Origin of the sequence: Acinetobacter sp. Marseille-Q1618 (genome assembly GCF_902809855.1) — a bacterium.
Classification (GTDB): Bacteria; Pseudomonadota; Gammaproteobacteria; order Pseudomonadales; family Moraxellaceae; genus Acinetobacter.
In genome coordinates, this window is the sequence record NZ_CADDWJ010000002.1 from 1328109 (window position 1) to 1341848 (window position 13740).

At 33.0% G+C, this 13740-nt stretch carries 14 protein-coding genes; 7 read left to right on the top strand and 7 right to left on the bottom strand.

Annotated elements, in window-relative coordinates; all coding sequences use genetic code 11:
- Together HUS24_RS13535 and HUS24_RS13540 are read left to right on the top strand one after the other, a co-directional pair.
- Positions 1–903: an ELM1/GtrOC1 family putative glycosyltransferase gene (locus HUS24_RS13535; RefSeq protein WP_173912447.1), complete on the top strand. Its 903-nt coding sequence runs from the start codon at positions 1–3 to the stop codon at positions 901–903.
- Positions 904–915: 12 nt separating this feature from the next.
- Positions 916–1722, top strand: a complete 807-nt coding sequence (locus HUS24_RS13540) for a polysaccharide deacetylase family protein (RefSeq protein WP_173912448.1) — start codon at positions 916–918, stop codon at positions 1720–1722.
- A gap of 13 nt (positions 1723–1735) precedes the next feature.
- On the opposite strand, the gene HUS24_RS13545 is transcribed toward HUS24_RS13540, so the two are convergent.
- The 3 genes from HUS24_RS13545 to HUS24_RS13555 are packed head-to-tail and all read right to left on the bottom strand — an operon-like array spanning position 1736 to position 4206.
- On the bottom strand, positions 1736–2533 hold the full coding sequence (locus tag HUS24_RS13545) for a glycosyltransferase family 32 protein (protein ID WP_173912449.1): 798 nt from the start codon (positions 2531–2533) through the stop codon (positions 1736–1738).
- Between the two features lie 42 nt (positions 2534–2575).
- Positions 2576–3508 carry a glycosyltransferase family 2 protein gene (locus tag HUS24_RS13550; RefSeq protein ID WP_173912450.1) on the bottom strand — a complete coding sequence of 311 codons (933 nt, stop codon included), beginning with the start codon at positions 3506–3508 and terminating at the stop codon, positions 2576–2578.
- Between the two features lie 2 nt (positions 3509–3510).
- The gene (locus tag HUS24_RS13555; protein ID WP_173912451.1) at positions 3511–4206 is read right to left on the bottom strand and encodes a hypothetical protein; all 696 of its coding nucleotides are present in this window, start codon (positions 4204–4206) and stop codon (positions 3511–3513) included.
- A gap of 148 nt (positions 4207–4354) precedes the next feature.
- Here HUS24_RS13555 and HUS24_RS13560 point away from each other — a divergent pair, with 148 nt between their 5' ends.
- The 5 genes from HUS24_RS13560 to HUS24_RS13580 all read left to right on the top strand — a co-directional run bounded on the left by HUS24_RS13560 (position 4355) and on the right by HUS24_RS13580 (position 9025).
- Positions 4355–5128 (top strand): glycosyltransferase family 25 protein, encoded by a 774-nt coding sequence (locus HUS24_RS13560; RefSeq protein ID WP_173912452.1) that lies wholly within the window; start codon positions 4355–4357, stop codon positions 5126–5128.
- Positions 5129–5137: 9 nt separating this feature from the next.
- On the top strand, positions 5138–5986 hold the full coding sequence (gene yibB, locus HUS24_RS13565; protein WP_173912453.1) for a protein YibB: 849 nt from the start codon (positions 5138–5140) through the stop codon (positions 5984–5986).
- Positions 5987–6029: 43 nt separating this feature from the next.
- Complete coding sequence (locus tag HUS24_RS13570) at positions 6030–6743, top strand: capsular polysaccharide synthesis protein (RefSeq protein ID WP_173912454.1); 714 nt, start codon at positions 6030–6032, stop codon at positions 6741–6743.
- A gap of 454 nt (positions 6744–7197) precedes the next feature.
- Positions 7198–8172: a glycosyltransferase gene (locus HUS24_RS13575; RefSeq protein WP_173912455.1), complete on the top strand. Its 975-nt coding sequence runs from the start codon at positions 7198–7200 to the stop codon at positions 8170–8172.
- A 79-nt stretch (positions 8173–8251) separates the two neighbouring features.
- A complete protein-coding gene (locus tag HUS24_RS13580; RefSeq protein WP_173912456.1) occupies positions 8252–9025 on the top strand; it encodes a glycosyltransferase family 25 protein in 774 nt (257 codons plus the stop codon).
- A 44-nt stretch (positions 9026–9069) separates the two neighbouring features.
- Here the strand turns inward: HUS24_RS13580 and HUS24_RS13585 are convergent, their stop codons facing one another.
- From HUS24_RS13585 to HUS24_RS13600, 4 genes are all read right to left on the bottom strand, one after another.
- Positions 9070–10347 (bottom strand): O-antigen ligase, encoded by a 1278-nt coding sequence (locus HUS24_RS13585; protein ID WP_173912457.1) that lies wholly within the window; start codon positions 10345–10347, stop codon positions 9070–9072.
- A 246-nt stretch (positions 10348–10593) separates the two neighbouring features.
- Positions 10594–10809, bottom strand: coding sequence for a hypothetical protein (locus HUS24_RS13590; protein ID WP_173912458.1), 216 nt, complete (start codon positions 10807–10809; stop codon positions 10594–10596).
- A 159-nt stretch (positions 10810–10968) separates the two neighbouring features.
- A complete protein-coding gene (gene aspS, locus HUS24_RS13595) occupies positions 10969–12753 on the bottom strand; it encodes an aspartate--tRNA ligase (RefSeq protein ID WP_173912459.1) in 1785 nt (594 codons plus the stop codon).
- Between the two features lie 159 nt (positions 12754–12912).
- On the bottom strand, positions 12913–13692 hold the full coding sequence (locus HUS24_RS13600; protein WP_173912460.1) for a DUF4184 family protein: 780 nt from the start codon (positions 13690–13692) through the stop codon (positions 12913–12915).
- Between the last annotated feature and the right edge of the window lie 48 nt (positions 13693–13740).

Below are 13740 nucleotides of genomic sequence, written 5' to 3' on the forward strand. Positions count from 1 at the left end.
ATGCATATTGTCTATGTTAGTGATGGAAAAGCAGGACATCGCTCTCAAGCGATAGGGCTGTTTAAGGCAATGCAAAGACAATCTACACAAAGCATAACTTTTGAAGAAGTTGCGATTGAAAAATTGGCTATTTTTTCATTAGTAATGGGAATTTTTAAGCAATCAGTTCAAGAGATTGAACGCATACCAGATTATATTTTTGGTGTGGGGAGTCATACGCAGCTTCGAGTGTTACTGTTAGGCAAAGTCTATAAAAATGCCAAAACTGTGATTTTGATGAAACCCAATTTTCCATTTTCTTGGTTTGATTTTGCCGTGATTCCTGAACACGATGAAGTACAAGCATCGGAATGTGTCATTGTGACACAAGGCGCATTAAATCCCATTGTAAATGAAGCTCGGCATCAGGCTAATCGTATTTTGATTGCATTAGGTGGCTCATCGAAACGGCATCAATGGAATGAGCAGAAAGTTTTAACTGCTATTCAAAATATTGTGCAAAACGTTACTCAAAGTCATCCTGATGCCGAAATTATACTGACTAGTTCACGCCGTACTCCAAATGAGTTTTTAACACATTTACAGCAGCATGATTTTGCAGAAAAGTTGCAAATTTTCCCTGTCGAGCACACTCCCCAAGGTTGGATTTTTGAGGAAATGCAATTAGCTGAAGCAGTTTGGGTGACGGAAGATAGTGTTTCAATGATTTATGAGGCATTAACTGCAGGTTGTAAAGTTGGTGTGATTAAGATAGATCGGTTGAAAGAGGATCGGATTACACAGTCGGTAGATCAGGCTGTAGCAAAGAAACTCATTGCAACACAGGCACATTTGTCACAATTACCAACTGCACAGACTTTTAAAGAAGCAGATCGTGTGGCAACATATCTTTTAGCAAAATAACTGGTTGTCACCGTGATTTATATACTCATTTTACTGTTGGTTCCGATGATTGCATTCAGCATGAAATATGCATGGTGGAAGCCCGCTGTAGATTGGAAACGTCCACGCGTACTGATGTATCACATGGTACGTGAACATATTGATGGTGCGAAATTTAATAAATTACGAGTTAAACCAGCTGAGTTTGAAAAACAAGTAGCTTGGATGAAAGCTGAAGGTTTCCACTTTGTGACCATGCAGGAATTGGTTGAAAATTGGGGTAAACATCCTGAAAAAACCGTAGCCATTACATTTGATGATGGTTACCTAGATAATCTAGAAAATGCTTATCCAATTTTAGAAAAGTATCAAGCTAAAGCAACAATTTACGTGGTTGTAGATCGTCATGACCGAGATTGGTCAACTTATAAAAAAGCGCATCATAATAGTGGTGAATTGGCACGTGAACCGAAACTCAACGATCAGCAAGTGCAATTTTTGGCACAAAGTGGTGTGGTAGAAATTGGTTCACATACTTTGACCCATGCTAATTTAGATAAGCTTGATGCGGTTGCATGTTTGAGTGAGTTGCTAGATTCAAAACAACTATTGGAACAGTTGATTGGGAAATCTGTGAACAGTTTTGCTTACCCCTTTGGAATTTATTCACAACGTGATGTTGATTTTGCACAACAGGTTGGTTATAGCAATGCCGTGACCACCAACGAAGGCATTGATGGTATAAATCCTGATTTTATGCAATTACAACGGATTAAAATTAGTGGTAAAGATTCAATGTTTGTAGTGAAATTACGGTTGAAGCTGGGTAAACGCGCTTAATTTTCATAAACAATTATTTGTGTTGATTAAAGGCTTTTCTTGGATGCAGTAAGTAAAGCCATAATTTATAAACGATATTGTTTAAGGTATTCAGCTTCACTACAGGATTGATTTGTAGGCGATAATGGTTTTTATTGACTACTGAGGTATCTGCATTTATGTAAATTAATCCCAATTCACTGGCAAAACGTTCATAACGGTATTTATACGCTTGAGTTTGAATGATTTTTTCAATGGCGAGGGAGTAGGGCACTGGTCCAGTTGTATTCAGTACCCCTTTACGTCCGACATGATATCTCATTGGGGTATAGTGGTGTATACGAAAATTGACTTCATCAATGACTGCTTTTAAAAAGGGCGAATGCGGTTTAGCAATAATATTCCATTGTTGATATTCTCCATTTTTTAAAGACTTTAAATGTTTATTTATGCCATAACCTTGATATTGTTGTCCGGCTTCATTTTCCCAACCACAGATAATAAACTCATCATCATGATGTAAAATTTCATCGAACGGTACAGCACAAGAACTTTTTAAATCAAGATAAACGCCACCTTCTTGATACATGAGTAAATAGCGGAAAAAATCAGAACGTGCGGCAGCATAATTTTCATTAATTAATAAATAGGTGTCTAAAGTTTCCTGACCATAATGTTGTTGGATATATTTTAGAATTTGAGTTTCATCATATAAGCGATATTCCCAATTTGGATTACGTTGACGTAATTCATGCACTGATGCTTTGATATTGTCAGGGATATTCACTTCACCTTGTAAATAAATTTGGTGAATAATTTTAGGAATCGACATATCGAATACTCAGATAATAAGTAAAGAATCAGACATTGTAATTTATCGTGGACGTCGAACATGGTCGAGTTGGGCAAAGTAACTTTTTAGAAACTCAGCACGACTTGCCCACCATTTTTCAGGATTACGTTTGGCAAGTACATAGAAAAAAAACTCTTTGAGAGTTTTTTGATCTCGTACTTTTAAACTTTTCCAATAGGTAGACAAGGCTTTCTTTTTTAATAGATTTTTTTGATTTTCACCCAGTTGGTGCGTATTTAAAAAATCATAAATAGTCAAAAACATGTCATGATGTTGTTGATTAAGATTTTGTGATAAACGATTATTACCGCGTTTTGTTTTAGTTTCTTCTTCATCTAAAATCACAAAAACTGTAGCTGTTTCGGTAAATAACAGCTTTTGTGCAACCGCACCCAATTCTAAAGCCAAAGACTCATCTTGAATAAATAAACTTGAGTTGCAGCCTTGTGATTTTTGCCAAAGCTCTTTTGAGCACATCACACACATTTCCATAATATTGTGTTGAATCATATAGGTGAGTGGCTGTTCAATGCTGAGTGTATCCATTTGTGGATACTGATTAATTTCTGCTAAGTTATGGATCTTGACTTTATTTCCATAAAATAAATCACAGCTTTCAGTCTGCATCTGCGTAACGATTTGTTTAAGTCGGTTGGGTGCAAGCACATCATCTGCATCCATAAAAAACAGATAATCACCTTGCGCAGCATTGCCACCTTGATTTAGACGATTGGCAGGACCTTTATTATCTGTATTCGGGATAACTTTAACTTTAGGATATTGTTGTTGTAATTGTTGTGAGAATTCAGCCCAATTTGGATCAGTTGAGGCATCATCTACCACAATGACTTCTAACAGTTCAGGCAAATCTGGTTGTAGAGATTCGATGGTTCTTTGTAAAAGTAAACCTTTATTAAAATGGGTCAAAACAACCGAAATAGAAACTGTAGGCATATCTAATTAACTTGCTTGTACTTAAGTGTTTTATTTAACCATAAAAAAAATGTTTTTAAATGTCCTGTAAAACTATTGGTTGCTAAAAATTGTACTTGAACATAGGGAATATTGTATTTTCGACAAAAAAACATACGATGATGCCCTTGATGTAATTTATCTTTTACACCTAAACCTCGGCAAAGCATGATCGCCATAGGATGGTTTTTATCATAACCATGTTCTTTAAATGACATATCAATATCATGGAAACGGCTTTGGCGCTGATCTTTGGGCACACCCCATTTATTACGATCACTATAATTATAAGCAGTTTCTTCGGTTTTTAAATTGCGTTCTAAATGATTATTAATAATATCACTGAGTGCGATTTCATAACTTTGTGTTGAGTAATCTAAATATTTTTTACGGATAGGTTTTAGTAAAGCCAATAAACCTAAATGAGGTGCGCGTTGTGCAAACATAATGCGGGTAGGGAAATGCGTTAAACCTTGTTGTTGTGCTTTTAATAAAACATTACGGCCTTGAAATAGACAATCTGGAATTTTTTTAGATTCTTTTCCGATAAATAAAATGACATCTTCAGAGTGAGTTTGCTGCAAAAGCTTAGTTGTTAGGATAAGGTCAGAAGCATTGAGTTGAAGCAGTTCCTCAATCTTTATATGGTAATACTCAGAAGAAAAACCAAGTTCGTTCATATTTTAGTTAATAGCATCAGTAAAAATGACCATGATAATCTTCTTGTAATAAAAAATCTATCAAGGGACAACAACAAGGAGTAACTACTTAAAGTATTAATACAATATAATTAGACAACTTTTAGGTTCGTAGTATTGGGTTTTTGTGGTGAAGAAATATTTAATTAGCATTGAAAAAGAAGGCAGTCCCAGATTAGCTAATTTTTTCTCCCAATCTACTTTTGCAAGATATCAAAATGAATTTAAAAAATTTGGTGTTATTGGTGCGCAGTTACCTACAGCAGACTATTTTAAACTAGCAGTTGCAGGACGTAAAAAAGCATTAAGTCCAGCAGAATTAGGCTGTACCTTATCTCATGTCAATGCTTTTAAAGATTTTTTAACCTCAGATGAACAGTATGCTTGTATTTTTGAAGATGATGCCATTTGTTTAAATGATATTGATTTAGATAGTTTAGAAGCACAAGTGATCGCTTTAAATTTAAACGAATGCTTTTTTTTGAGTATGGGAGGCATTCAACTTAAAAGTAGCCGTCAAGTTAGAGGTACTTTATTAGAGCAAAGATTAAATGATAAAGAAGTATTAAAACTACACCCTGTTTATTTTGGACGTTTATTCTATACTTATGCTTATATTATTGATCGAAAAATGGCGGAATTACTGATACGTTATCATGAGATTCCAAAAGGTTGTGATCATTGGTCACAAATGCGTGACTATGATGAAACATGTCAATTTTATGCGACTTTTTTATTTGATCATCCTGAGTTGGGTGAAATCGCATCAGGACAAAGTTATATTGAGCAAGAAAGAAAGATGCTGAATAAAGAACAAGTTAATAAAAAATCGCTCATTAATCGATGGAAAATTTCGATTTTAAAACGCATTTTTAAAATGATGTTGAGTCAATATCCAAAATAGGTGAATAAAATGTCGATTACGATTGTCACAGGGTTTTTTGATATTGGTCGAGGGACATGGAGCGTAGAAAATGGGCATCCATGTTATTTACAGCGTTCCAATGAAAAATATTTTAAATATTTTGAAAATTTGGCACAGCTAGAAAATGCAATGGTGATATTTACCAGTCAAGAGTATGTTGCGAAAATTAAAGCAATTCGAGCAAATAAGCCTACAACAATTATTGACTTAGATTTGAATGAAAAATTTAATTCTATTAAAAAGCAGATTGCTGATATTCAAAATTGTGAAAATTTCAAGGCGAAAATTGGCAAGGAGCAGTTAAAAAACCCTGAATATTGGTCACCTGAATATGTACTGGTAACTAATTTAAAATCTTATTTTCTAAAAACAGCAATTAAAAGTGGTCATGTTAAAACCAACTTAGCGGCATGGATTGATTTTGGTTATTGTCGTAATTTAAAAACATTGGATAAAATACAGAAATGGGATTTTTCTTTTTCAGAAGAAAAAGTACATTTCTTTTCTATTAAAAAAACTTTTGAGCTTAATTCTGAAAATGTAAACCATGCCATTTTTAATAATGAAGCTTTTATTATTGGCGGAGTGATTGTTGCATCACCTGAAAAATGGCTAAATTTTTCAAAACTTGTTTATGATTGCCAAATACAAATGTTGAGCCAAAAGGTTGTGGATGATGATCAAGGGGTGTATTTACAAGCTTTGTTGAAACAACCTGATTTATTTGAAATACACTATTTAGGTGAAAATCAATGGTTTGATGTGTTTAAACTTTATGATGAAACAACGCATAACAGCTTAAAAAATCGTTTTAAAAAATTAATCGGTTATTTTTAATATTAGACAATGAACTAAGACACATCAAACCAATAGTGAAATTATGCTACAAGTAGAAAATTTATTTGCCCAAGATGAAGAGCAAACAGTGCGTTTAAAGCGTTTGAAAAAGCAGCCATGGCGTACTTTTTATTCAACTTTTATACCAAAAGAAAAACGAAAATTAGAGCAACGTCAAGCCAATATTTTGCAAAAGAAGCATGTTGCAGAGCTTTGGAATATTTTTTTAAAGCAATACTTTAATGATGAATTAAGCTCTTTTCAGCTCGAAGCTAAAAAACACTTTAGTGATCAAAAAATTATCTGGCAATACTGGGGGCAAGGTCTAGATGCTGCAAAACAAAATCAAACAGTAAATTTATGTTTCAACTCAGTAGACCGCTTTAAAGGTGATTATCAAGTGATTCGGCTTGATGAAAATAGTGTCAAAGATTATTTAGATTTACCTGAGTTTGTGTGGGAAAAGAAAAATAATAAACAATTTAAACCCGCATTTTTTGCAGATTTAATTCGTTTAGCGTTGTTGGATGTCTATGGTGGTATCTGGATCGATGCGACAATTTTACTTACAGCACCGATAAATCCGATTATTTTACAACAAGATTTTTTTATGTTTCATAGAGTGGATGACGTTAAAAATAAAGAATTTTGGGAAAAGTTTAATTCGGATTATTTCGGTTGGAATAAAGAGCATTATGTGAATGTTCTAAATAGTTTTATTGTTGCAAAAAAACATAATACAATTGTTCATATTTGATGTTAGATGAACATGGAAATCAAAGATAGATTATTTATTTCCAAATATGTTATGATGATGACATTATCTCACGATGGATTTCTTTAAATAGATATAGTGCATATTAAAGTGTACAAGATCAAGAAATGATAATATAAAGTATGATGAAATTTTAAATAAGATAATGATTCATAAACTAAACTATGTTAAAGAAATTATTCCAAATTCATTTTATGAGTATATGCTGTCTCAATAATTTATTATTATTTATGTAAAATATGGGCGTTTGTTGATTTTATATAGTAATATTGTTTTATTATTGTTTGTTGAGTATATTTTTTAGATTTAAAATAGAATAGTAAATTTTATTAAATAATTTTTTAAAATATATAATATATTATGGTATAATGTAAGGGTTATAAATGTGTTTTTAATATTTTTTGAGTGGTAGATATTTAGTTAGTTTTAAAAAATTATGGAAAATTTGCCTCTTGTTTCAATTATTACGCCATGTTTTAATAATCACTCGACGATTATTGAAACAATTGAGAGCGTAAAAAAGCAATCATATTTATATATTGAACATATTATTATTGATGACGGATCATCTAGTCCAATCATTGAGACTATTAAAGATCATTTAACATTTGTTAATCTTATACAGCAAGAAAATATGGGAGTAGCAGCAGCAAGGAATAATGCTGTTAAATATGCGAAAGGAAATATTTTAGTTTTTTTAGATGCAGATGATCTTATTGACTTATATTATGTAGAAAAAGTTGTAAACACCTTTTTAAATCAAGATCATGTTTCTATGGTCGGATGTTATGTAAAAGAAATAGGGCGTTCTAAAACTAAAATAAAAATAAAACCATTCAATTTAGAAAGCTTTTATTTTCATAACACCTTATTTCCTTCTATTGTAGCGATATCTAAGGATTTATTTGATCAGGTGCAAGGTTATAATGAAAATTTAAAAGTCTGTGAAGATTGGGATTTATATTTAAGGATTGCAAAGATAAATCCTAATGTTGTGATTATACCTGAGTACTTGTTTTATTATAGGAAACATAATGATTTATCTAGCTTAACTGATTTGATGAGCAAGGATAAAAGTATAGTACACCAAGCATATTATCAGCTATATACAGAGAATCATCATTTCTATGACCAAATTTTAGTTTCCCCATTAAATGTGGCTTATTTAAAACTAAAGATGGATAAGCGTGTAAAGAAAATTTTTAAAATAATTAAGATATTATTGGTTACTATTATATTATGTGTAGTGTTTACTTTAAAAGCATCTTATGCTACTCATTTAGTTTTCATTGCAAATATTTGTGGGATTATTTTAATTTCAATTTTATTTTTCTTAGTATTCTGTGCTGAAAAGAAGTTGAAGAAATTTGATTTTGATAAAATACCTAAAATTCATACGGATAAGAAATAGAGTTTTTGTTCAATATCAATTATACCTAACATCAGATAAAATTGTTTCGGTTTCATGATTTAAAACATTGGATAAAATTTTGAAAAAATATCTCATTAGTATTGAAAATGCTGAAAGTCCACGCTTAAAATCTTTTTTTTCGCAGGAAGCTTTTAAACGATATCAGCATGATTTTCAAAAAATTGGGGTGATTGGTGCGAGTATACCTACTGTAGAATATTTTAAACTTGCAGTTGCATCAAAGCAAAGAGCATTAAGCCCAGCAGAGCTTGGCTGTACCTTATCTCATATAGCTGCTTTAACGGATTTTCTAGCATCCGATGAGAAATATGCTTGTATTTTTGAAGATGATGCAAGATGCATCTCCGATTTGGATTTAGATGTATTACAGGAAAAAGTTGAGCAATTAGGTTTAAATGAGAAGTTCTTTCTAAGCCTTGGTGGTATTCAATTACATGTGAATCGACATGTGAGAGGGCAATTTTTGCCACAGACTCTGATGGAGAAAAAGGTTTTAAAAGTAAATTTACTTTATATTCGCCGTTTTTCTTATGCCTATGCTTATATTATAGATCGTAAAATGGCACAAACTTTTGTTGATTATCACCGATTACCAAAAGTTTATGACCATTGGGGAGAGTTATATGATCAAGATAAACAGTTAAACTTTTATGCAACACATTTATTTGATCATCCTGAATTAGTGGAATGTGCCGCAGGGCAGAGCTATTTAGAACTAGAGCGACAAAGTTTACAAGCAAAGAAAATTAAAAAGAAGTCTTTTTTTGAGCGTTTAAAAATATCATTAATTAAAAGATTATATAAATTTACTTTAAAAAAATATTATTCTTAATCATCAAAAATACTCCCCCTATTTTTGATTTGGGGGAGCATGCTCTATTTATATATTTTTTGTTGAATATGATGTTTTTCTAATTGAATAAAACTCATAAATGTTGCAACAATTAAAAAATACATATAAGTTGTATTGAGAAAAAATAAATAATATTCGGTAAGACCACACACTGCAAAGTAAAATACAAATGCTGCCCCAGAAAGTGATAATAATTTTAATTTTTCATTTGATTGGCTGTAATTTTTTACAAAATAAATAAAAGGTAAAAGTAGAGTAATTAATAAACCAAATATACCGAATAGACCATTGGCTGCTAATTCATTAAAATAGATACTATGTTGATGCTGAAAACATTGGGGAATTTTGCCTTGAGCTTGTAATTCACAGTTATTTTTTTCTATACCATAAAGGCTGACACCTAAAATAGGTTGCTTTTTAAATAACTCTATTGAGTTCTCCCAAAGGAGTAATCGAATACCTGTGCTATTTTGGTAGTCACTTTCTTGGATATTTGTTGAATCTTGATGAAATGCATTCATTCTATTTTTTAAGGGAGAGTTAGGCAATGCAATATTGGTCGTAATAAATATAAATGTTGCAGCAAGAAAAAATAGGCACTTTTTACTTTGTTTTTTGAAATAAACTACTGTAATGAGAAAATAAATAAAAGGGAGTGCTAACCATGCTCCGCGAGTACCTTGTAATATTAAGCTGAACATAGTGATTAAACTTATTATTAAAAGGGTATAAGATTTTTTGCTTTGATCATAGAATGCATAAAATAATGCTAAGATAGTCAGTGATATTAACCCAATGTTATAGGTGATGATGGGGTTAAAATAACTTGATAGTTGACCTCGGTTAAAATCAAATATAAAGTTGAAATATGTGACATAAATTCCAGTAAATAGAATAGCAATATATAAGGTTGTATAAAATATTTTAGGTGTAAACTTATAAACATAGAAAATTGTAGGTAATGTTAAAAAGGCTAAAAAGTAGAAGTATTGATCAATTAAACGTTTATAGGTTTTTAAATAGCCTTTACTCGGTAAGTCATCTAAGCGATCAAATAAATAATAACTTAATGTACAGGTAAAAATGCTAATACAACAAAATATTGTCAGTGTTAAACTGGGTTTTATTGAAGTCATATTTTTTTTTAGTGTATAAAAATAAGCAAATACAAAAGCAAGAGAAATATACCAGAGTCGAAATTTTTCATTTAAAATATAATAAAAGAAAAAAACGAGAAATAATATCGAAATCAATACTGTGACATGTCTGGGATGAAGGTCGCTCTGTATAAGTTTAAACATAGTATATCTTGTTAATAGCAGTTTGTGACAATAGATGAAAATTAATCAAGCTATTTTAAAGTGAATATTGTATTAAATATAGTAGTATGATTTTTGTATCAAAAATAGCTAGCATTTAGGTTTTTTAAATGAATACAGTTTTGAATAAATATATTGTTTAAAATAAAATAGGCATTCAATAAATGCCCATTTAGAACTAAACTTTATTTTAATCAATAAAGTTGCTATTTATTTATCGTGGTTAAATTAACGATCCGCATTACCTTTAATAACCAAGTAAATTAAAGAAGCCATAATCAGAAAACCACCACCAAAACAACTCAAACAGAATAATAAAATACGTTCTGATTTATCTAAGTCAAAAAGTTGATGATTTAAAATATATAAGACAAAACCCCATTGAATGAGTGCAAAAGCAATAAGAACAATCGTATGACGACGAACATCAGGACGCATAGCCATGGGGAAATACCTATGAAAAGAACCAAGATAGTATGCCATCTTTGAGAGCTAATCTCAATTTAATCCCAAATTTGATGATTTGGGGATTATTAAGTAGTTTATTTTATTGGATATAAAAAACCCTGCAAGTGCAGGGTTCTAAACATCATCATCTAAAGATTATTTAGATTCTTCAGCTTTTGGCTTTTCACGTAAGCGAATACCCAGATCACGCAATTGATTTGGCTCAACAGGGGCTGGTGCTTGAGTTAAAGGACATTCAGCAGTCTTGGTTTTCGGGAATGCAATCACATCACGAATAGACGATGAACCTGTCATTAACATCACCAAGCGGTCAAGACCGAATGCCAAACCACCGTGAGGAGGCGCACCGAATTTCAATGCATTTAACAAGAAGCTGAATTTTTCTTCTGCTTCTTCTTCAGAAATACCAAGCGCTTCAAAGATTGCTTTTTGCATTTCTAAAGTATAGATACGCAGTGAACCACCACCGATTTCAGTACCGTTCAATACCATATCATAAGCAACAGACAATGCTTCACCTGGATTGTTCTTCACGTCTTCAACACTTGATTTAGGCAGTGTGAATGGGTGATGTACAGACGTCCATTTACCATCTTCAGTTTCTTCAAACATTGGGAAGTCAACCACCCAAAGAGGCGCCCACTCACATGTTGCCATGTTCATGTCGTGACCAATCTTGATACGTAAAGCCCCCATTGCATCATTTACAACTTTGGCTTTATCCGCACCGAAGAATACGATATCGCCATTTTCAGCGCCAACACGTTTCAACAAATCAAACACGATTGGTTCGATGAATTTAACGATTGGAGATTGAAGACCTTCGATACCTTTTTCAAGTTCGTTGACTTTGATATAAGCCAAGCCTTTCGCACCATAGATCCCAACGAATTTAGTATATTCGTCGATTTGGCTACGTGGAAGTGAACCTGCACCAGGTACACGAAGCGCAACAATACGACCTTTAGGGTCTTTTGCAGGACCTGCGAATACTTTGAACTCAACGTCTTGCATCATGTCTGCAACGTCAACTAATTTCAAAGGAATACGTAAGTCTGGTTTGTCCGATGCATAATCACGCATTGCATCTGCATAAGTCATGCGTTGGAATTTGTCGAATTTTACGCCAAGAAGTTCATCGAACATCTTAACAGTCATACCTTCCATCAAATCCATAATGTCGTCATCGTTTAAGAACGATGTTTCGATGTCGATTTGAGTGAATTCAGGTTGACGATCAGCACGTAAGTCTTCGTCACGGAAACATTTTGCGATTTGGTAATAACGATCAATACCACCCACCATTAACAATTGTTTGAATAATTGTGGTGATTGTGGAAGGGCATAGAAGCTACCATTTGAAACACGACTTGGGACTAAATAGTCACGTGCGCCTTCAGGTGTTGCGCGCGTCAAGATTGGTGTTTCAACATCTAGGAAACCGTGTTCGTCTAAGTAGTTACGAATAAGTGTCGTTACTTTAGAACGGAAACGTAAACGGTCAATCATTTCTGGACGACGAATGTCTAAGAAGCGATATTTCAAACGGACTTCTTCAGAAATATTGGCATTTTCATCATTCAATGGGAATGGAGGAGTTTCAGACGCAGCAAGAACTTCAATTTCTTTACCTAAAACTTCGATTTGACCACTCACCATATTGGCATTTTCGGTGCCTTCATAGCGACGACGTACACGTCCTACGATTTTTAATACATATTCTGAACGTGCTTTGTCAGCAGTTGCAAATGCTTCAGGTGTGTCAGGGTCAATCACCACTTGCACAAGACCATCACGGTCACGCATGTCAAGGAAAATGACACCACCGTGGTCACGGCGACGATGAACCCAACCGCATAATGTAACGGTTTGGTCGATTTGGGCTTCAGTCAATGAGCCGCAGTAATGAGTTCGCATCATAGCGTTAGAAATCCAACTATATGGGTTAAGGTCAGCGTATGCGTAAACAGCGCACCGCTTTTATTCGAAGGTAGGATTATGCCTCTTTGGGCATATAGTCACAAGGACTTAGGGGAAAAACTATAAAAATTCACGCCGATTTAGTATAGAAAAACATGGTTATGTGGAAGATTTGGAAAATATTGAACTACATCGCTTTAAAACGATGAAAATCAAGCAGCCTAAACTGAATAAAGTTAAAAAAGCTCTAAAAAAATAATTAATGGATTTGCCAACATAGCTATATAAATCATGGGAAAATGCATCAGAATATGATCCTTCAGCAAAATATAAATAACTTAAAATGCCTGCCAATAGGGAAAATAAAAATACAGCAATTACATAAATTTTAATATTTTTATGTACGGGTTGAGCTTGACGATAATGCTGATGATGTCGACAAATCATCCAAAATAAAATCGGTAATGCAAATGCAGACATGCCAATTTGTAAGACTCGGTGTAAGGGATAATTGTGCTGAAAAATGCTGATCGGTTGGCTTAAAATATCTTTGAAAGCAAAAGTCCGAAAGTCAACATGGGTAATCCCATCCCAAAGAATATGCGTTGCTACACCGACCCAAATTGCGATAATAATACTGAGAATAAAACCCGAAAAATTATTTAAGCCATTTATATTTAAAGGTTTATGCAGTCCTGAAAATGCAAACAACATCGGACGATATAAAGCATACCAAAGTATGCAAAAAAATAGTCCAATCAATAGATTTGGGAAAATTAAACCAGACCATTGATGTGACTGGTTATAATCTACGTTGGTAAATAAACGATATAAATCAGGTGTCATACAACCGATCGCCAATGCAGCAATCGGCAGTCGATGCCCAGTAAGTTTAGAAATAGGGGGCGCTAAGACAGCATGAGAAATGGTGAAAGGCATAAACAACAAAAGTATAAATAATCAAAAGCTCTAGGCAGTGTACTGAAT

Excerpts from the sequence above, each read along its gene's own strand:
- yibB (WP_173912453.1), top strand. The coding sequence starts at position 5,138 with ATGTCGATTACGATTGTCACAGGGTTTTTTGATATTGGTCGAGGGACA.
- HUS24_RS13535 (WP_173912447.1), top strand. The coding sequence starts at position 1 with ATGCATATTGTCTATGTTAGTGATGGAAAAGCAGGACATCGCTCTCAA.
- HUS24_RS13555 (WP_173912451.1), bottom strand. The coding sequence starts at position 4,206 with ATGAACGAACTTGGTTTTTCTTCTGAGTATTACCATATAAAGATTGAG.
- HUS24_RS13575 (WP_173912455.1), top strand. The coding sequence starts at position 7,198 with ATGGAAAATTTGCCTCTTGTTTCAATTATTACGCCATGTTTTAATAAT.
- HUS24_RS13585 (WP_173912457.1), bottom strand. The coding sequence starts at position 10,347 with ATGTTTAAACTTATACAGAGCGACCTTCATCCCAGACATGTCACAGTA.
- HUS24_RS13550 (WP_173912450.1), bottom strand. The coding sequence starts at position 3,508 with ATGCCTACAGTTTCTATTTCGGTTGTTTTGACCCATTTTAATAAAGGT.
- HUS24_RS13545 (WP_173912449.1), bottom strand. The coding sequence starts at position 2,533 with ATGTCGATTCCTAAAATTATTCACCAAATTTATTTACAAGGTGAAGTG.
- HUS24_RS13570 (WP_173912454.1), top strand. The coding sequence starts at position 6,030 with ATGCTACAAGTAGAAAATTTATTTGCCCAAGATGAAGAGCAAACAGTG.
- HUS24_RS13600 (WP_173912460.1), bottom strand. The coding sequence starts at position 13,692 with ATGCCTTTCACCATTTCTCATGCTGTCTTAGCGCCCCCTATTTCTAAA.
- HUS24_RS13590 (WP_173912458.1), bottom strand. The coding sequence starts at position 10,809 with ATGGCTATGCGTCCTGATGTTCGTCGTCATACGATTGTTCTTATTGCT.
- aspS (WP_173912459.1), bottom strand. The coding sequence starts at position 12,753 with ATGATGCGAACTCATTACTGCGGCTCATTGACTGAAGCCCAAATCGAC.